The sequence below is a fragment of the Nocardia sp. NPDC019323 genome, assembly GCF_044389845.1.
Classification (GTDB): domain Bacteria; phylum Actinomycetota; class Actinomycetes; order Mycobacteriales; family Mycobacteriaceae; genus Nocardia; species Nocardia implantans.
Genome location: NZ_JBIRYN010000005.1, coordinates 576,533 through 593,214 on the forward strand (window position 1 = coordinate 576,533; position 16,682 = coordinate 593,214).

Here is a 16,682-nt window from a genome sequence, read left to right on the forward strand (position 1 = left end):
ATGCGCACCCTCGGCAATGTCCTGATCACCGGCGGCGCTTCCGGGCTCGGCGCGGCCGTCACCGCCGCCGTCCGCGCACACGGGGGCCGCCCCTACGTGATCGACCGGGTGGAGCCGCAGAGCCCCGTCGATTTCGTGCGTGCCGATCTCGCCGATACCGTCGCCGCCGAACAAGCCGTGCACGAGATCATCGAGCGCACGGGCGGCCGGATCGACGGCGTGTTCACCGCGGCGGGGACCGACGCGTGCGGGCCGCTGGACGTAGTGCCGACGAAGAAGTGGGAATACGTCGTCCAGGTCAACCTGTTCGGCACCGCCGCCGTCATCCGTGCCGCCCTTCCGGCCCTGCGGGAGACCAAGGGCACGGTGGTGACGTGCGCTTCCACCCTGGGCATCAAGGCGGTCGGGCACGCGACCGCCTACTGCGCGTCGAAATTCGGCGTCGTGGGCTTCACCAGGGCGCTGGCCGCCGAGACGGCGGGCAGCGTGGGGGTGACCCTGCTGATTCCGGGCGGCATGCACACGGCGTTCTTCGACGACCGCGACGAGCAGTACAAGCCGCCGCCCGACGCGAAACTCAACCAGCCTCAGGACGTCGCCGAGGCGGTGATCTTCGCGCTCCGGCAGCCGCCGGGCTGCGAGGTCAGGGAGATGGTCGTGTGCGCATCGGAAGAGGGATCGTGGCCCTGAGGCGCACGATCCTGGTGCTGCGCGCGCTGGGGCTGGGCGACCTGCTGACCGTCGTGCCCGCCTTACGCGGGATCAGGAACGCCTACCCCGACGACCGGGTGGTCCTCGCCGCGCCGCAAGCGCTGCGTGACATCGTCGACCTGATCGATGCAGTCGACGAACTCCTGCCGACCGCCGGGCTCGGTGCGCTCCGATGGCTCGGGGTCCCACCGAGATTCGCGGTCAATCTGCACGGCAAAGGGCCGGAGAGCATCCGTGATCTGCTGACGGCGCGTCCGGACGCATTCCTGACCCATCGCCATCCGGACTTCCCCGACCTGCCCGGCCCCGGCTGGCGCGACGACGTGCACGAAGTGGAGCGCTGGTGCCGGCTGCTGGAATACGGCGGGATCGACGCCGATCCCACCGCGCTGCTGCTACCGGCTCCCCTGCGGCCCTCCCCCGAGTCGAACGCGGTCGTGATCCATCCCGGCGCGGCCTATCCCGCGCGTCGCTGGCCGTCCGAACGTTTCGCGCGGGTGGCGCGTGAGCTCTGCGCCGAAGGTCATCGCGTCGTGGTCACCGGGAGCCGGGACGAAGTGCGCTTGGCGAACGCGGTGGCCGAGAAGGCCGGGCTCGCGCCAACGGCGGTGTACGCCGGGCGCACCGATCTGACCGAACTCGCCGCGCTGGTCGCCGACGCGGCGCTGGTCGTGTGCGGCGACACCGGCGTCGGGCATCTCGCCACCGCGTTCGGCACCCCGTCGGTGGTGCTGTTCGGGCCGACGCCGCCGCAGCGGTGGGGGCCGCCGGCGGACGCCGAACACCACATCGCCCTGTGGGCCGGAACCGTCGGCGATCCGCACGCCGATCATCCCGATCCCGGCCTGCTGATGGTGCGGCCCGAACACGTGCTCACCGTCGCGGCCGGGTTGCTCGGACAGCGGGTCCGCCATGGGTAGTCGCGTCGGTGTGGTCGGCGCCGGTTACGTGGGGCTCACCAGCGCCGCGTGCCTGGCCCACCTGGGACACCACGTGATCTGCGTCGACAACGACGAGGCCAAGGTCGCGGCGCTGCGCGCGGGGTCGGTGGCGATCGTCGAACCCGGCTTGCCGGAGCTGGTTCGCGAAGGGCTGCAGGAGAATCGACTCGTCTTCACCTCGGACCCGGCGGCGCTGCACGAATGCGAAGTGGTGCTGCTGTGTCTTCCCACGCCCATGGGCAGCGGAGGTACGGCCGACCTCGGTGTGCTGGAGGACGCGCTGAAGCGGCTGGCCACCGTCCTGTCGCCGGACTGCGTGCTCGTCACCAAATCCACCGTCCCGGTGGGAACGGCGGCGCGCATTCCCGCCCTGTCCGGCCTCGCGGGCACGGCGGTGGTCAGCAATCCCGAGTTTCTCCGGGAAGGCCACGCGGTCGAGGACTTCCTGCGCCCGGATCGGATCGTGCTCGGTACGACCGAGCGGAATCGCGAATCGGCCGACCGTGTCGCGGCGCTCTACGCCGGAACGGGCGCACCGGTGCTGCGCTCCGACGCGGCCAGCGCCGAGCTGGCCAAGTACGCCAGCAACGCGTTTCTCGCGGTCAAGCTCTCGTTCGTCAACACGCTGGCCGAACTGTGCGAACGGGTCGGCGCCGACATCTCCGAGGTCACCGGCGCGATGGGCATGGACGACCGGATCGGCCCCGCCTTCCTCGCGCCGGGCCCCGGCTGGGGCGGCTCGTGCCTGCCGAAGGACACCCGTGCGCTGTTGCGTGCCGCGGAAGCGTGGGGCGTGGACTTCGCCGTGCTCAGGGACGCTCTGCAGGCCAACGATCGGCAACAGGCGATGATGCTGCGCAAGATCCGCCGCGCGGTCACCGACGCGGTCGACGGCTCGCTGGCCGGAACCCGGATCGGCGTGCTCGGCTTGGCGTTCAAAGCCGGCACCGGCGACCTGCGCGACTCCCCCGCCGTCGCGGTCGCGCGGCAACTGTCCCGGCACGACGCCACGGTCACCGCCTACGACCCGTGTGTCCCACCTGGCACCCCCGGCCTCGACGGCATCCGCGTGGTGGACGACCCGTATCTGGTGGCGAAAGACGCGGGCGCGCTGGTGATCCTCACCGAATGGCCCGAATTCCGTTCGCTGGACTGGGCGAAACTCGCCACCGACGTCGACCGGGCCGTGATCGTCGACACCCGCAACCTGCTCGACGAACACCTGCTCAGCGGCACCGGCTTCACCTTGCTCGGCAACGGCACCGCCGAATCGTCCGACGCCGCACGGACCTGACGGCTCTGGGGCAGTCACCGAGACCGGCCGAGTCGGACCGGCGCCGTGCCGAGGTGGCGGGCGTAGATCCGGGACGAGTCCTCGACCTCGAACCAGGGCACGTCGCCGGCGCCAGGCGCGATTCCGGCGACCGAGACGAGTGATCCCCGCGGCTGACGATCACACGGAAGTCCGTGCGCGACAACCGATCCGGGACAGGAACCCGTCGACGAGGTCGGCGGTGCCCGCGGCGCTGCTCGACCCGTAGAGATGGAAGTCGGGGCGGATGAGGACCGTGTCCGCGCCGAGTTCGTCGAACCAGGCGCGGTAGGTGCCGTCGACATCGTCGACGACGGCGCAAGCGCCCGCGGGGCCGGACAACGCGACCAGGTTCACGCCCAGAGCGCGCAGCGACGCCCGCGCGGCGGCCGGGATCGCCGTGAGGGCGTCCGCCGTACGGGTGATCACCGCGCCGGGGCCGCCGAGCGCGTCGTCGAAGAGCACCACGTCATCGCCGCCGACGCGGACCCGCCCTTGGCGCGCGAGCATTCCGCCGGTCGCGCCGACGTGCAGGCCGTCGCCGAGGCCGGGCCGCGGCGGCGCGGGCGGTTTCCGGCTTGCTTCCCATTCCGCGATCATCCGGGCATCGCGGGCCGCCGCCTCCGCCGGATCGGTGATGCAGATGACCTGCCCCAGCGAGGTCGAGAATCGCACGAACGCCACAGCGTGATGGATGCGTTCGCTGCCGTAGGTGTCGATGAGACTCTCGTCGGCCGCGCCTCGCAGGACCGCGTCGAGCTTCCACGCCAGGTTCATGGCGTCGCGCAGACCGGCGCCGAGGCCCTGCCCCGCGAACGGCGGCATGAGATGCGCGGCGTCACCGGCGAGCACGACCCGCCCTTTGCGCCACTCGGTGGCCCAGCAGGACTGGAATGTGTACACCGAATGCCGTTCGAGGTCCGCGTTGCCCGGCGTGAGGCCGTACGGGGCCAGCAGTTCCCACGCCTTCTCGGCGCGGTTGAGCTCGGCGGGCGTCTCGTATGGCAGCCGCATGAACTCCCAGCGCCTGCGTCCAGGACCACCGGGCACCATGGTCGTGGGTCGCCGCACATCGCAACTCTGCCTGGCCACGTGCGGGAACTCCGATCCCGGCCGTGGCTTCACGTCCACGACCAGCCAGTCGAAGAAGTAACCGTCGTCGTGCCAATCCATGCCCGCCCAGCCGCGGATCCTGCTGTTGGCGCCGTCGGCGCCGATGACCCAGTCCGCCGTCACCGACCGCTGTTCTCCGGTCGCGCCGCAACGAATGACCACGGTGGCATCGTCGGACCGCTGCGACAGCGCGATCGCCTCCCAGCCGCGCAGCACCCGCACGGTCTCCAGGCCCGCGATGATCCGGTCGAAGGCGTCCTCCAGGTCGGGCTGGTTGAAGAAATACGTGTTGTACCAGCCGGATTCCCCGCGTCCGCTCCAGTCGACCTCGACCAGCGTCTGCCCGTCGCCGTTGCGCCAGCAGTACATGTCGTCGTAGGGCTCGGTGATGTGCGGGATGGTGTCGGGAGCGAGACCGACGGATTGCAGGATCCGGGCGACGTCCGAGCAGTGGGTCACCGCGCGGGGCAGCGGATAACCCGCCTCGTTGCGGTCGACCACCACGACGGTGTGGCCTTGCCTGCCCAGCTTGACGGCCAGCAGCTTTCCCACTGGGCCGAATCCGACGATCAGCACTTCGGCGGTCGTCCGAAGCGGGGTGGCGGGACTGGTGTTCATGGCAGGTCCGTTCTGGCTCGTGATCAAAGGCTGCTGCGCGCGAGTGATTAGAAGGATGCGAGCCGGTGTGCCGCCGGTCACGGCCTGCGTCCCGTATTCCGGGACAGAACGTCGGATCGCGACGGCGGGTCCCGGCGGCGCGGTTGGTGTCCCGGAATCCGGGACTGGCGGGTTACCCAGGTCACAGTCGTCCGTCCAGTATGTCGTGCGTCACTCGCCGAGCCGGTTTGCGCCGCTCGCCAGACTGGAGACTGCTATGCAACTGACCACTTCGCCCGGGACCCCTGCAACTCCGGAAACCCGATCGCATCCCTGGGTCATCGTCCTGTGCATGTTCATCACCGTGATCGAGGGCTTCAATCTCATCGTGTACGGCTCGGTGGTTCCGCTGCTGTTGGAAGACACCACGCTGGGGCTGACCGACCAGGCGACCGGCTTGGTCGGTGGCCTCGTCTACATCGGAGCGATCCTCGGATCGGTGATGGCTCCTTGGGTGGCCGATCGGGTCGGCCGCAAGCGGGTGCTGCTGATCGCGATCGGTCTGTTCGCCCTGGGCGCGCTCCTGACCGGATCGGCGCTGAACGTGGTCGTGCTCGCGTTCGCGCGGTTCGTCACCGGTTTCGGCGTCGGCGGGTCGCTGACCACCGCCATGACGGCGGCCCGCAACAGCTCGGCCGCGAAGCACGCGTCGGTGGTCGTCACGATCACGATGGCCGGCATCCCGCTCGGCGGCGTCGCGGCGGCGCTGCTGGCCATCCCGATCCTGCCCGCCTACGGCTGGCGCCCGATGTTCTTCGTCGGGGCCGGCACCGCGCTGGCCATCATGATCGCCGTCGCGGCCATGACGATCCCGACCGACACCCCGCAGGAAGTGGCGGGCCGGCTCTGGTCGACCCGGCGCAAACTGCGCGTCATGTTCGCCGGGCGCGGCGCGGTGGCCACCGCGATCATCGCCGGGTGCGCGGTCGCGAACATGGTGGCCTGGCAGGGTCTCAACGTGTGGGCGACCCAAGCCATGGTCGACCTCGGTTACTCCCTCTCGGTGGCGTTGCTCATCACGTTCACGCTGACCGGAGCGGCGGTGGCGGGCTCGTTCGGCACGGCGCTGGCCGCCGACCGCCGTGGCGCGGCGCTGATCGGCATCCTCACCAGCGCCTGCACGGTGAGCGGGCTGGTGGGCATCCTGGTCTTGCCGCTGTCCACGGTGACCACGATCGGGTGCGTGGCGTTGATGGGCATCGGCGGCCACTCGACGATGAATCTGGTCCACACCACTACCGCGGACATCTTCCCGCTCCCCGTCCGCGCCACCGCACTGGGCTGGTCCAACAGCACGTCGTTCATCGGCGCGTTTCTCGGGCCGGTGGTCGGCGGCAGCGCGATCGCGGCGGGCGGAGCCCACGGCGTCTTCTCCCTGTTCGCCGCGTCGGCGGCGGTATGCCTGATCGCGGTGGTGGGCCTCTACCTCGCGGACCGCACCGCACGCGGGCGATTCGGCCGGGCCGGCGACGATCCGCTGGCGGTGCCGACGGTGTCGGCGGCAACGGCCTGAGTTGGTCCGTGAGATTCAGAGCCGGCGATCCGGGAGTGCCCCCGATCGCCGGTTCCGGGCGTTCGCAGTCGCGGCGACGAGAGGAAGGATCAGCGCCACGGCGTCGTCCCGGACGCGACCACCGCGGGATTGACCCGGCCGAGAGCCTCGATCGCAAGGTCCCGTTTCTCGGTGAAGCGAGCTGTGGGCATGACGACGGAAACCGCTTGCAGCGCACCGGTCGGGCCGAGGAAGCCCGTCGCGACCGCGCAGATACCGAGGTCGTGCTCTTCCTGATCGATCGCGATATGCGACCGACGGACCTGCTCCAGACGCTCCATGATGCGCGCACGGTCGGTCACGGTCTTCGCCGTGAACCGGGTCAGCGGCGCGGACAGCAGGTCGCGGACCCGCTCGTCGGGCAGGTGCGCCAGCAGAGCCATGCCGAGACAGCTCGCGTGCAGGGAGAAACTCTTGCCCACCTTCGTGACGCCACGGAGGCGATCCGGTGACGCCAATTGATCGACCACGACGACCTCGCGGCCGCTGAACACGGCGAGCTCGACGTTCTCGTTGATCTCCCTGGCCAGCCGCGCCAACCGGGGCCGATTGCCCGACAGCAGTCGCAGGTGCGCGTTCATGCCGAATTTGAGCAGACCCGGTCCGAGGCTGTAGCCGTGACGATCGGCGACCCGCACGACGTACAACTCGCGTTCGAGGGCCTGCACGATCCGATGGACCGTCGACCGGGGCAAGCCGGTGCGACCGGCCAGTTCGGTCAGGGTGAGCGGACCGCGCCCTTCGGCGATGGCATCGAGGATCACCGTGGCGCGGCCGATGTCCGCCATCGCCTCAGCCCCTCGTCCACGTCCTGGTCACGGTCAGTTCGGTGAAGGTCCAGTCTCCGGAGTCCACCACCAGCGTGTACTCACCCAGGGTGTGCAAGACAGGTTCCGGCTCGAAGATCCACCGCGTGTAGTGAGCGTGCGCGCGCCACCGGTGCTGCTCGACCGGCGACACCCGCAGGTTGGTGACATCATGCCGGTGCGCCGATGGGAGCGCCCACAGGTTCGTGAAGAACTCGCGCGCATCCGCCGATGCGTCGTAGCCGCCCGCAGGGAACCGCACGCGCGCCGATCCGAGCAACTCGACCGCCGCCTCGACGTCCTTGCGGTCGGCGATGTCGACGTAACGGTGCAGCAGTTCGGCGATGTGGTGACGGGCGACCTCGCCCGCCACCGCAGGGTGGTTCCGCGTCACGGGTGTTCCTGCTGCCACTGCCGTAGGTAGGCCCGACCGTAGTCGTTGCCGTGCGGGATACGCAGGACGGTGTGGACGTGGAAAGGCTTCGGGGTGTCGTAGTCGAGGAACACTCCGCAGTGGTGGTCGAGTTCGGCGATGATCACCGGCGACTGGATGCGGTAGTAGAAGACGTCACCCGGCTGGTGACCGCCGATCCAGCAGAACCAGGTCTCGGACAGGAAGTCGCGGACCTCGCGCATCCTCGCCGCCCGCGGGCCCTCCGGCAGCAGGCCGACGAACTGCTCGACGATCGCGAACACCAGCTCCTGCGCCTGCGAGGACAATTCGGCGACGCGCACGCCCTCGAACGGGATCTGCCGGTTGTCCTGGAAGGCGCCGGCGAGGTGACGCTCGTCGCCGGGATGGACCCGGCCGGGCGGCATCGCGGGATCGACCATCTGCTCGAAGACCGTGGCGGCGGCCCGCTGTTCCGGCGAGAGCGCGGCCATCAACCGCACACCGAGCTCGATCCGCGGGTTGAACGCTTCCACCCCGGCATGCTCGCCCGCATCGATCTCGTTCGGCTCGGCGCCGAGGAAGGCAGGGCCGATGACCATGCGACCGCCGACCACCAGGCAGTTCACCGCCATGTGGTGTCCGAAGATCTGCCAACCCCACGGCTGGACCGGATGCGGGGTGCCGTAGATGGCCACGTTGTAGCTGAACTCGTTGAGGATGCTCTCCAACCCGACGACTTCACCGAGGAAGCCGTTGATCAGCATCATGTTGTGCGCCAGTTCGTAGCCTTCCGGGCTCAACGACGCACGCATCAACGCCAAAGCCTTCTGCTGCACGTCCACGGGCTGGAACTCCAGGCGCAACCCGGTGTCGAACTGCATGAACTCCGGATTCGCCCAGGTCTGCCACTCCGGCGCGTCGACCGGATAGCGGATGCGCTCGCGTGCGTCGTCGTCGAGCGCGGCGAGCAGGGCCTGCGCCGCGGTCACCATCGCCGCGACGGGCGCTTCCTCGCCAGGCCGCGGCGGCTGGAATCGATGGACGTCCGCGCGCAGGTTCCCGTCCTCGGTGACGCCGCGGAACTCGTTGAGATACAACGGCGTCCAGCCCGCCACCAGATCACCGGTGAAGGTTCCCTGCTGCCTGGCGGCCTTGCGGTAGGTGTAGGCGTCCATGCCGCGCACGTCGGCCAGGCGCGGATGATCGTGGTCGAACAGGTAGCGGCGGAATTCTCCGGCCATCGCGGGTTCCTCTCACACGGTGGTGTCGTTGTGCCGGGTGACGACCTCGCGCACGGCGGGTTCGTCGCCCGAGGCAATGGCGGCGACCAGATCGACATGGATCTGGTACCGCTGGCGCCGGTAGGAGTCGGCATCACGGTCTTCGATGCGCGGTGAAGTCGTGTTCAGGTGGCCGAGCGTGCCGACGTAGACCGCGCGCGCCATCTCGTTCGGACAGATCGCCGCGATGCGCTCGTGCAGGGCCCAGTTCGCGTGCACGAAGTCGTCCCACGTCGGCGCGATCTCCAGCGCGCCGAGACGCTCTTCCAGTTCGGCGACATCTCGCGCGGTGCGATGCCGCGCGGCCGCGACATCGATCAGCACCTCGAGGTGATCCCGCAGCTCGATGGCGTCGGCGATCGCCGACGGCTCGTCGGTGACGTCGAGCAGCGTGCGGCGCATCCGCACGACGGGGCCGATATCGGCGACGAACAGGCCACCGTTGCGGCCGGGGCGAATCTCGAGCACCCCGCGATCCCGCAGCAACCGGACCGCCTCGCTGACCGTCGAGTACGCGAAGCCGGTTTCGGCACGCAGCGATTCCAGCGTGCCGATCGGCTCCCCCGGCGCCAGTCCGCCGCTGCGGATGCGCTCGTCCAACGCGGCGGCCAGCTGCTCGGCGCGCGTGCGCTGGGCGAACGCTCCGGCACGCGACTCGAAGACTTTCGACGGGGCGGCGTGCACCCCTTGCTTCCGCGGTGACCGTTCGGGCATAGTCACCATAGAACCATAAACCTACGAAGGTTTAAAAGGGTTTAGTTGTTTTTGCGGCATACAGGAGCAAGTGGACATGAGACTCGTCGGGATCAAACGCCAGGGCACCAGCAACATCGAGGTGGCCGACCTGTCCGCCGACGGCGAGTTCGTCACGGTGGTCGCCGGTCTGACCGAGTTCTGGGCGGATGCCGCGGGCTTCATGGCACGCGGCGGCACCGAAGTCATCGCGCGTGATCAGGTGACCCTGGTGCCGCCGGTTCTGCCCGACGCGCGCGTCGTCTGCATCGGCCTCAACTACCTGAAACACGTCGCCGAGGGCAGTTTCCGCGCCGAGCCCCTCCCCGAGTACCCGACGCTGTTCGCCCGCTGGCCCGCGTCACTGACCGTCGACGGCGACGAGATTCCCGTGCCCGCCGACGAGGCCGGTCTCGACTGGGAAGGCGAGGTGATGGCCTGGGTCGGCAGTCGGCTGGCCGACGCCACACCCGAGCAGGCCCTCGCCGCGGTCGTCGGCTACTCCACGTTCAACGATGTCACCGCGCGCCGTGCGCAGAAACTCACCTCGCAGTGGATCCTGGGCAAGAACGCCGACCGATCCGGCCCGCTCGGCCCCCTCGTCCCCGCCGCCGAAGTGGGCGATCTGCGCGACGGCTTGCACATCACCACCCGGGTGAACGGCGAAACCGTCCAGGACGCCCATACCGACGAGATGGTCTACACCGTCGGGGACACACTCGCCCATATTTCCCGCACCTTCACCCTGCGACCGGGCGATCTGCTGGCTACCGGAACGCCGTCGGGCGTCGGCTACGCCCGCACCCCCGCCTGGCTGTTGCAGCCCGGCGACACGGTCGAGGTGGAGGTCGAACGGCTCGGCATCTTGCGCAACACCATCGTCGGCAACGAGGGCCGTACGGCCGACCGGTGACGATCGACCGGCTTCCGTCGTCCGGCACGTATCGCCGCCGACGGCGGATCTCTCCGTCACCCATGTTCCGCGGGGAACGGTGAGCGTCCCGGCACCGCGCCGACTGCCGGGCGGCGCGGTGCCCGCGGCGGAACACGCCGCGGGCGTCGACTCGTTCGGCTCCGGCGGCGAAACCAGGACCGCGACGACCGCGGCCCACACAACTGGCCGACCCCCGATGCCGCAGACTGCTCCCATGACGACCCCCGAATCGCGGACGGGATCGATGTTCCGGTGGACTCCGGTCGCCACCGGCGCTGTGATCGCGCCCGACGAGCGATTGACCTGGCCCCGCACGATCGGGATCGGAGTGCAGCACGTGGTGGCGATGTTCGGCGCCACCTTCCTCGTTCCGGTGCTCACCGGGTTCCCGCCGTCGACGACGCTGCTGTTCTCCGGGGTCGGCACCCTGTTGTTCCTCGTGATCACCCGTAACCGGCTGCCGAGCTATCTGGGTTCCAGCTTCGCGATCATCGCTCCGGTCCTCGCGGCCGGCGCGTCCGGCGGAATGGGCGCCGCCCTCGGCGGGATCGTCGTGGTGGGCGCCCTGCTGATCGTCATCGGCGTGGTGGTGCACTTCGCCGGCGCGCGTTGGATCGAAGCGCTGATGCCCCCGGTGGTCACCGGCGCCATCGTCGCACTGATCGGCCTCAATCTGGCGCCGACCGCCAAGACGAATTTCGAGCAGGACGCGATCACCGCGACGGTCGTGCTCGTCTCGATGATTCTGTGTCTGGTGCTCTTGCGCGGGCTGCTCGGCCGGTTGGCGATCGTCACCAGTGTCGTGCTCGGCTATCTGCTCGCGCTCGCGCGCGGCGAGGTCGACACCGCGGCGATCGGGCGGGCGGCCTGGGTGGGATTGCCCGACTTCCACGCCCCGAGCTTCCATCTCGCGGTGATCCCGATGTTCCTGCCGGTGGTCCTGGTGCTGGTGGTCGAGAACATCGGGCACGTCAAGTCGATCACCACGATGACCGGCATCGACTACGACCGGCGCATGGGCCGCGCGCTGGCGGCCGACGGTCTGGCCACGGTGCTCGCCGGTAGCGGCGGCGGCTCGGCGACCACTACGTATGCGGAGAACATCGGCGTGATGGCCGCGACCAAGGTGTACTCCACCGCGGCGTACTGGGTCGCGGGGGCCGCGGCCGTCGCGTTGAGCCTGTCGCCGAAGGTGGGAGCGGTGATCGCCGCCATCCCGGCCGGGGTGCTGGGTGGCGTGACGACCGCGCTCTACGGCCTGGTCGGAATTCTCGGCGTGCACATCTGGGTGAGCAATCGGGTGGACTTCGGCAAGCCGATCAACCAGTTCACCGCGGCCGTCCCGCTGGTCATCGGCATCGCCGACTTCACATGGGTGATGGGAGATCTCGACTTCGGCGGGATCACCCTCGGCGCCGTCGCCGCGCTGCTGATCTACCACGCGATGCGGCTGATCGGGGGATGGCGCGGGACGGCCGCGCCCGACGCCGTGGCGAGGCCGGAGGAACCGACGGTCCGGTGACGGGCGGCCGGATTCTCCGCACCGCTGATTGACGCTCCACGATCCGGGTAGGCGGGAGTCGAACATCTGTTCTGTCGAGTGTGAGGAGCGACGATGGTGCAGCCGAAGCCGGAGAAGGATCCGGACGAGTGGACCACCGGCGACGAGCCGATGACCGGCCCGCAGGACTCCTACCTACACACCCTGGCCCAGGAAGCGGGTGCGCAGGTGCCGGAGGGACTGACCAAGGCGGAGGCGTCACAGCTGATCGATGAACTCCAGCGACGCACCGGCCGCGGCTCCTGACCGCCTGCGGCCCTCCCGCCGAACCGGCGGGAGGCGCTGTGCGCCGGCCGGGCGCGCACTCCGTCGACGCCCCGCAACGTAGGCGGGTCACGGTCCGGCAAGCGAGCGGGTGGGGGTGATGGTCCGGATGTGCAGGAGCACGTCGAACCAGTCACCCAGGCCCGCGCCGGCGATGTGGTGGTCGGTGTCGCGCTCGGGACGGTAGGTGCCGATGACGAGGCGGAGCCTGGCGGGCCGATGCAGCCAGCTCCGGACCGCGCCCGCGGGTGCGGTCCGGAGATCGAGCAGGTAGTCGCCGAGTTCGGGCTGATCGAGCACGGCGTCGGCGAAGCCCGCCGCCGGGGCGGGCACGGCCAGGTCGGCACGGACATTGCCATGATGGAAGGTGAGCGCGACCGAGAGATATCCGCTTCCGAAGTGGTCACGCAGCACCGAGCCCGTACTCGGAAACCGTTGTGACATAGCGGCGACGGTGAGTTCTCGCGCGACGGCGGTGTTGGACACGCCTTCCCAGTACACGATCCGGTGCCCCGTGCGATCGTGCCAGTCCACGATGCGGCGAGCGGCATCGAGCGATTCGGCGGCGAAGTCACGCCGGCCCGAGGCGGTGCTGTTGTCGTGGTATCGCACGATGAGGCGAGCCGCGTCCAGGACTTCGGGCGCGTCGGCGGCAGCGGGCAGCGACGCGACCAGCGCCAACGCGTCTTCGGCATGGTCGGCGAACGGGCGCCCCGGGTGGGTGCCGTTCGCGCGCTGGATGTGCTCGCCCAGCCGATGGGCCGTCACGATCGGATCGTAATGCGATCTCAGCTCCGCGAGCCGTTGCGGTGCGGCACGTTCCACGAAGCGAGTCACCCGCTCGTAGTGCGACGGTTTGGCGGTCTCGGCAGCCAGGCCGACCAGGCGCACCGGGTCGTGCGGATGCGCCGCGTTGAATTCCCGCGCCCACCGCAGAACCGCGAGCGTCTCAGCCGTACGCCACGGCACCCACGCCTGACCCAGGATCGCCCGCGCGTCCCCGGCGCCCGTGCGCGCGTATGCGTCCATGGCCGCCACCACCGATTCGTCATCGAGCAAGGCGAGCGCCCGGAACCCCAGCTTTTCCACGAACAATCGCAGGATGCGGTGTGCGGTTACGGAGAGTTCGTGCCCCGCTCGGGTGGTTGTGCCGACTCCGACGACTACAGCGCCGTCGGCCCGGTCGGCCAACGCCGCGAGGTCGGCGAGTGATCCATCGGCCTCGACCTGCACAAGCGGGTGCGCGAAGTCGCGGATCCAGCGCGCCACATGCGCGGCGTCGTGCGTCTCATCCGACATGATCTGCTCCTGAGAGAACTGATTCGCCGAACCCCGCGCGGGCCACGGAGAACAACGGAAAGTATCTTTGCACTCAAACATATTTATATTTGATCACAAAGGTATTTTCGGCAGAGCCCGGTGTCAATCGCCCCCCTGGCCCACTCCCCATGACGCGCCGATGCCAGCCGTGCGAGCAGGGTGGAGGTACTTCACGCGACGTGGCGCGACGGACCCCGCAGCTCTCGACGCCAGCGCGTACAGGCGCAACGCGGACCGGTCACCGCGACGAGGCGGCACACCGAGGAGATCCCGCGCTCGCGGGTGTTGGATAGCGCGCACCACCGAGTCCGGCAGCGCCCGTGGTATCCACGCGTCCGGCCGCAGCACCTGCGGCGCAAGCTGCGCCGCGGCCGGACTCGTGCGCAGCGTGGTCGCACAGGCATCCTCGAGGTAGTCACGGAACTGCGGCAGTGTGCGCGGCATGTACCGGGCCGAAATGCCGTACCGGCCATACCATTCGACGCATTCGCGATAGAGCCCGTCGCTCTCTTCCGGCGTCAGCGGGCGAATGAATGTGTTGATCGCGAAGAAGAGCGTGTCGACATACGTCGCATGCTGGAAGAAGAACACGTCCGGCCGAAGCGCGTGATAGCGGGCGCCCGAATCGTCACCACCCTGCACGTGGGCGTGCCCCGCGTGGATCAGTGAGCGCAGATCCCGGTCGGAATAGGCGATCTGCACCATCGCGTTGACGGTGCGGCGCTTGTGCAACCACAGCCGGTAGGTCACATGCTCGGTGAGCGCCGCCGCGATCGCGGGATGCAGTATCTGCAGGGCCACCGCCCGGGGAAGCGCCAGCGCGAATCGCCGGTCGCCGAGGTACTTCCGCAGCAACGATCCGGGACCGCCGACCGAGACCGCGCGGTTCACACGACTGGAGGCGGTCTGCATATCGGCTTCCGGGGCGCACGCCGCCCGCAGATGCCCTGCGGACAGGTGCCGAGCATCGCCGCGGCCGAGCAGGTCGGAGTCGCGCGGCCACGCAGGAGTGCTCGACAGCCGCGCTGCCGGTTCGGATTCGGACATGCCCAGCTCCAACGATATGTTGATAGAGAATTCACTTTATCCTCTCATCAAGCCTCCGCGGCGGCAATCGCCCACCCCCTCGCTCCAGCGGGTCGAATCGGCATTTATGTGAATGATGATTCTTCTCTCGAGGTAGGCTTCATCGCCGGAGAGCCGCATCGACGGGGCGGCTCGGCGGCTGGGTTCGATCGCCGATCGGCTCACTGGAGGTGTTGGATGACCATGACGTTGCGCTCCCCCCCTCGTGGCGCTGCGGTCGGTGGCCGACCTGGTCTCGGCGGCCGCCGTGCCGGCCAGGCGCGGGGTGGTCGATCCGGCGCGGCCGGCGGAGACGATTCGCGTGATGCGTGAAGCCTCCGTGTACGGCCCGTTCGTCACCACGCTGGCTCATGCCACCCGCACCCACGGGGCAGCACCCGCGATCGTCGACGAACGCGGAACACTCACGTTCGATCAGCTCGACGAGCAGTCCAACGCGCTCACCCGCGGGCTCGCCGCCGCCGGAATCGGCTCCGGCACAGTGCTCGCCGCACTCTGCCGCGACCACCGTGGAATGGTCCTGACCCTGCTGGCCGCCGGGAAACTGGGCGCCCGCGTGGTCCTGATGAACACCGGCTTCGCCAAGCCGCAGCTCGCCGAGGTCGCCGCCAGAGAGAACGTCGGCGCGATCCTGCTCGACAGCGAATTCCTCGAACTGCTCGGCGCGGTGCCTGGACGGGTGCCGCGCATTCTGAGCTGGGTGGACGAGAGCGACGCCGTCGAGCCGGGCACACCGACGATCGACTCGCTCATCGCCGCCAACTCGTCCGCGCCGCTGCCGCCACCGCAACGCCCCGGCGGCATCGTCATTCTGACCAGCGGAACAACCGGCACTCCCAAAGGCGCCCCGCGCGAGAAGGTCTCGCCGTTGCAGTCCGCGCAGTTCCTGCACCGAGTGCCGTTTCCCCGCGACGACACGGTCGTGATGGCGGCCCCCATCTTCCACGGCACCGGCCTGTCGCAGTTCACTCTCGGCTGGGCATTGGGCAACAAGATCGTCTTCCAGCAGCGCAGATTCGATCCGCGCCGGACGCTGGCCAACGTCGCCGAGCACCGCGCCGCCACCTTGGTGGTGGTACCGACCATGCTGCAGCGCATCCTCGACCTCGGACCCGCCGTCCTCGAGCAGTTCGACACGAGCGCACTGCGGGTGATCTTCACCGCGGGAGCGCCTGTCTCGCCGGACCTGAGCCGGCGCACGGCCGCCGCCTTCGGTGATGTGCTGTACAACCTCTACGCCTCGACCGAGGTCGCGGTCGCCGCCGTGGCCACCCCGCACGACATGCGCGTGGCGCCGGGCACCGTCGGCAGACCCCCGGTCGGCTGCCGGGTCGCGATCTACGACGCGCAGCGCAACAGGATTACCACGCCCGGCGAGGTGGGCACGATCTTCGTCTCCAGCGGGCTCAGCTTCTCCGGCTACACCGACGGACGCAACAAGGAAATGGTCGACGGATTGCTGTCCAGCGGCGACGTCGGCCACTTCGACGCCGACGGCCGGTTGTTCATCGACGGCCGTGACGACGACATGATCGTCTCCGGTGGCGAGAACGTCTACCCGCTGGAGGTGGAGAACCTCTTGGCCGACCGTCCCGACGTCCTCGAAGCCGCGGTCGTCGGCGTGGAGGATCGCGACTTCGGTAAACGGTTGCGCGCGTTCGTCGTGCCCGCCGAAAACGCCACGCGCGACCCGCAGGAGATCAAGGACTACGTCAAAGCGAACCTGGCCCGCCACAAGGTGCCTCGCGACGTGGTGTTCGTCGACGAATTGCCGCGCAACGCCACCGGCAAGCTGATGCGCCGCAAGCTGGAGGAAGCCGACATCTGACCGGAGTTCGCTGTTGCGCTGCCGGACGGCGGACGCGGTCCGGCAGCACGTTCGCTCCCGCTACCGTGCCGCGCCATCCCCCAGCGTCGTCATGTTGCCGCTGTTGTAGGCCATCACCTGCGTATCGTCGTTGTCGGCAAGTGATTCCCGGATCGCGACCTGCGCGGCATGCGGCAACGTGTGCATGATCT

General features: G+C 69.2%; 15 protein-coding genes. 8 read left to right on the top strand and 7 right to left on the bottom strand.

The genetic code is table 11. The annotated features are described in order from the left end of the window. The 3 genes from ACH49X_RS22035 to ACH49X_RS22045 are packed head-to-tail and all read left to right on the top strand — an operon-like array spanning position 1 to position 2,946. Entirely contained in the window at positions 1-690 is a 690-nt protein-coding gene (locus ACH49X_RS22035; protein ID WP_195081069.1) for an SDR family oxidoreductase, read from the top strand. Beyond that, complete coding sequence (locus tag ACH49X_RS22040) at positions 681-1,631, top strand: glycosyltransferase family 9 protein (protein WP_195081068.1); 951 nt, start codon at positions 681-683, stop codon at positions 1,629-1,631. The genes ACH49X_RS22035 and ACH49X_RS22040 overlap by 10 nt, the downstream gene beginning before the upstream one ends. Further along, on the top strand, positions 1,624-2,946 hold the full coding sequence (locus ACH49X_RS22045; protein WP_195081067.1) for a UDP-glucose/GDP-mannose dehydrogenase family protein: 1,323 nt from the start codon (positions 1,624-1,626) through the stop codon (positions 2,944-2,946). Before ACH49X_RS22040 ends, ACH49X_RS22045 begins: the two co-directional genes overlap by 8 nt. 159 nt (positions 2,947-3,105) lie before the next feature. On the opposite strand, the gene ACH49X_RS22050 is transcribed toward ACH49X_RS22045, so the two are convergent. Next, complete coding sequence (locus ACH49X_RS22050; protein WP_357206222.1) at positions 3,106-4,695, bottom strand: bifunctional 3-(3-hydroxy-phenyl)propionate/3-hydroxycinnamic acid hydroxylase; 1,590 nt, start codon at positions 4,693-4,695, stop codon at positions 3,106-3,108. A 331-nt stretch (positions 4,696-5,026) separates the two neighbouring features. On the opposite strand from ACH49X_RS22050, the gene ACH49X_RS22055 reads away from it, so the two are divergent. Then, complete coding sequence (locus ACH49X_RS22055) at positions 5,027-6,247, top strand: MFS transporter (RefSeq protein WP_357104765.1); 1,221 nt, start codon at positions 5,027-5,029, stop codon at positions 6,245-6,247. An 89-nt stretch (positions 6,248-6,336) separates the two neighbouring features. On the opposite strand, the gene ACH49X_RS22060 is transcribed toward ACH49X_RS22055, so the two are convergent. From ACH49X_RS22060 to ACH49X_RS22075, 4 genes are read right to left on the bottom strand one after another with little or no spacing between them, the layout of a single operon-like run. Further along, positions 6,337-7,074 carry an IclR family transcriptional regulator gene (locus ACH49X_RS22060; RefSeq protein WP_357104762.1) on the bottom strand — a complete coding sequence of 246 codons (738 nt, stop codon included), beginning with the start codon at positions 7,072-7,074 and terminating at the stop codon, positions 6,337-6,339. Positions 7,075-7,078: 4 nt separating this feature from the next. Continuing rightward, the gene (locus ACH49X_RS22065) at positions 7,079-7,486 is read right to left on the bottom strand and encodes a hypothetical protein (protein ID WP_357206224.1); all 408 of its coding nucleotides are present in this window, start codon (positions 7,484-7,486) and stop codon (positions 7,079-7,081) included. Continuing rightward, complete coding sequence (locus ACH49X_RS22070) at positions 7,483-8,727, bottom strand: DUF3500 domain-containing protein (RefSeq protein WP_195081063.1); 1,245 nt, start codon at positions 8,725-8,727, stop codon at positions 7,483-7,485. The genes ACH49X_RS22065 and ACH49X_RS22070 overlap by 4 nt, the downstream gene beginning before the upstream one ends. 12 nt (positions 8,728-8,739) lie before the next feature. Then, positions 8,740-9,480 carry a FadR/GntR family transcriptional regulator gene (locus tag ACH49X_RS22075; protein ID WP_195081403.1) on the bottom strand — a complete coding sequence of 247 codons (741 nt, stop codon included), beginning with the start codon at positions 9,478-9,480 and terminating at the stop codon, positions 8,740-8,742. 76 nt (positions 9,481-9,556) lie between these two features. On the opposite strand from ACH49X_RS22075, the gene ACH49X_RS22080 reads away from it, so the two are divergent. The 3 genes from ACH49X_RS22080 (at position 9,557) to ACH49X_RS22090 (ending at position 12,239) form a co-directional block, all read left to right on the top strand. Continuing rightward, the gene (locus ACH49X_RS22080; protein WP_195081062.1) at positions 9,557-10,411 is read left to right on the top strand and encodes a fumarylacetoacetate hydrolase family protein; all 855 of its coding nucleotides are present in this window, start codon (positions 9,557-9,559) and stop codon (positions 10,409-10,411) included. Between the two features lie 235 nt (positions 10,412-10,646). Next, complete coding sequence (locus ACH49X_RS22085; protein ID WP_397070671.1) at positions 10,647-11,954, top strand: uracil-xanthine permease family protein; 1,308 nt, start codon at positions 10,647-10,649, stop codon at positions 11,952-11,954. 93 nt (positions 11,955-12,047) lie between these two features. Next, complete coding sequence (locus ACH49X_RS22090; RefSeq protein WP_195081061.1) at positions 12,048-12,239, top strand: DUF3072 domain-containing protein; 192 nt, start codon at positions 12,048-12,050, stop codon at positions 12,237-12,239. An 87-nt stretch (positions 12,240-12,326) separates the two neighbouring features. Here the strand turns inward: ACH49X_RS22090 and ACH49X_RS22095 are convergent, their stop codons facing one another. Continuing rightward, complete coding sequence (locus ACH49X_RS22095) at positions 12,327-13,556, bottom strand: erythromycin esterase family protein (protein ID WP_195081060.1); 1,230 nt, start codon at positions 13,554-13,556, stop codon at positions 12,327-12,329. Positions 13,557-13,679: 123 nt separating this feature from the next. Then, on the bottom strand, positions 13,680-14,378 hold the full coding sequence (locus ACH49X_RS22100; protein ID WP_397070674.1) for an oxygenase MpaB family protein: 699 nt from the start codon (positions 14,376-14,378) through the stop codon (positions 13,680-13,682). A 589-nt stretch (positions 14,379-14,967) separates the two neighbouring features. Here ACH49X_RS22100 and ACH49X_RS22105 point away from each other — a divergent pair. Further along, positions 14,968-16,491 (top strand): acyl-CoA synthetase, encoded by a 1,524-nt coding sequence (locus ACH49X_RS22105; RefSeq protein WP_357206226.1) that lies wholly within the window; start codon positions 14,968-14,970, stop codon positions 16,489-16,491. Positions 16,492-16,682 lie beyond the last annotated feature (191 nt).

Bases quoted from the DNA above. Each gene is read 5' to 3' on its own strand.
- ACH49X_RS22075 (WP_195081403.1), bottom strand. From the start codon at position 9,480: ATGCCCGAACGGTCACCGCGGAAGCAAGGGGTGCACGCCGCCCCGTCG.
- ACH49X_RS22045 (WP_195081067.1), top strand. From the start codon at position 1,624: ATGGGTAGTCGCGTCGGTGTGGTCGGCGCCGGTTACGTGGGGCTCACC.
- ACH49X_RS22095 (WP_195081060.1), bottom strand. From the start codon at position 13,556: ATGTCGGATGAGACGCACGACGCCGCGCATGTGGCGCGCTGGATCCGC.
- ACH49X_RS22050 (WP_357206222.1), bottom strand. From the start codon at position 4,695: ATGAACACCAGTCCCGCCACCCCGCTTCGGACGACCGCCGAAGTGCTG.
- ACH49X_RS22055 (WP_357104765.1), top strand. From the start codon at position 5,027: ATGTTCATCACCGTGATCGAGGGCTTCAATCTCATCGTGTACGGCTCG.
- ACH49X_RS22085 (WP_397070671.1), top strand. From the start codon at position 10,647: ATGACGACCCCCGAATCGCGGACGGGATCGATGTTCCGGTGGACTCCG.
- ACH49X_RS22090 (WP_195081061.1), top strand. From the start codon at position 12,048: ATGGTGCAGCCGAAGCCGGAGAAGGATCCGGACGAGTGGACCACCGGC.
- ACH49X_RS22105 (WP_357206226.1), top strand. From the start codon at position 14,968: ATGCGTGAAGCCTCCGTGTACGGCCCGTTCGTCACCACGCTGGCTCAT.
- ACH49X_RS22035 (WP_195081069.1), top strand. From the start codon at position 1: ATGCGCACCCTCGGCAATGTCCTGATCACCGGCGGCGCTTCCGGGCTC.
- ACH49X_RS22080 (WP_195081062.1), top strand. From the start codon at position 9,557: ATGAGACTCGTCGGGATCAAACGCCAGGGCACCAGCAACATCGAGGTG.
- ACH49X_RS22070 (WP_195081063.1), bottom strand. From the start codon at position 8,727: ATGGCCGGAGAATTCCGCCGCTACCTGTTCGACCACGATCATCCGCGC.
- ACH49X_RS22060 (WP_357104762.1), bottom strand. From the start codon at position 7,074: ATGGCGGACATCGGCCGCGCCACGGTGATCCTCGATGCCATCGCCGAA.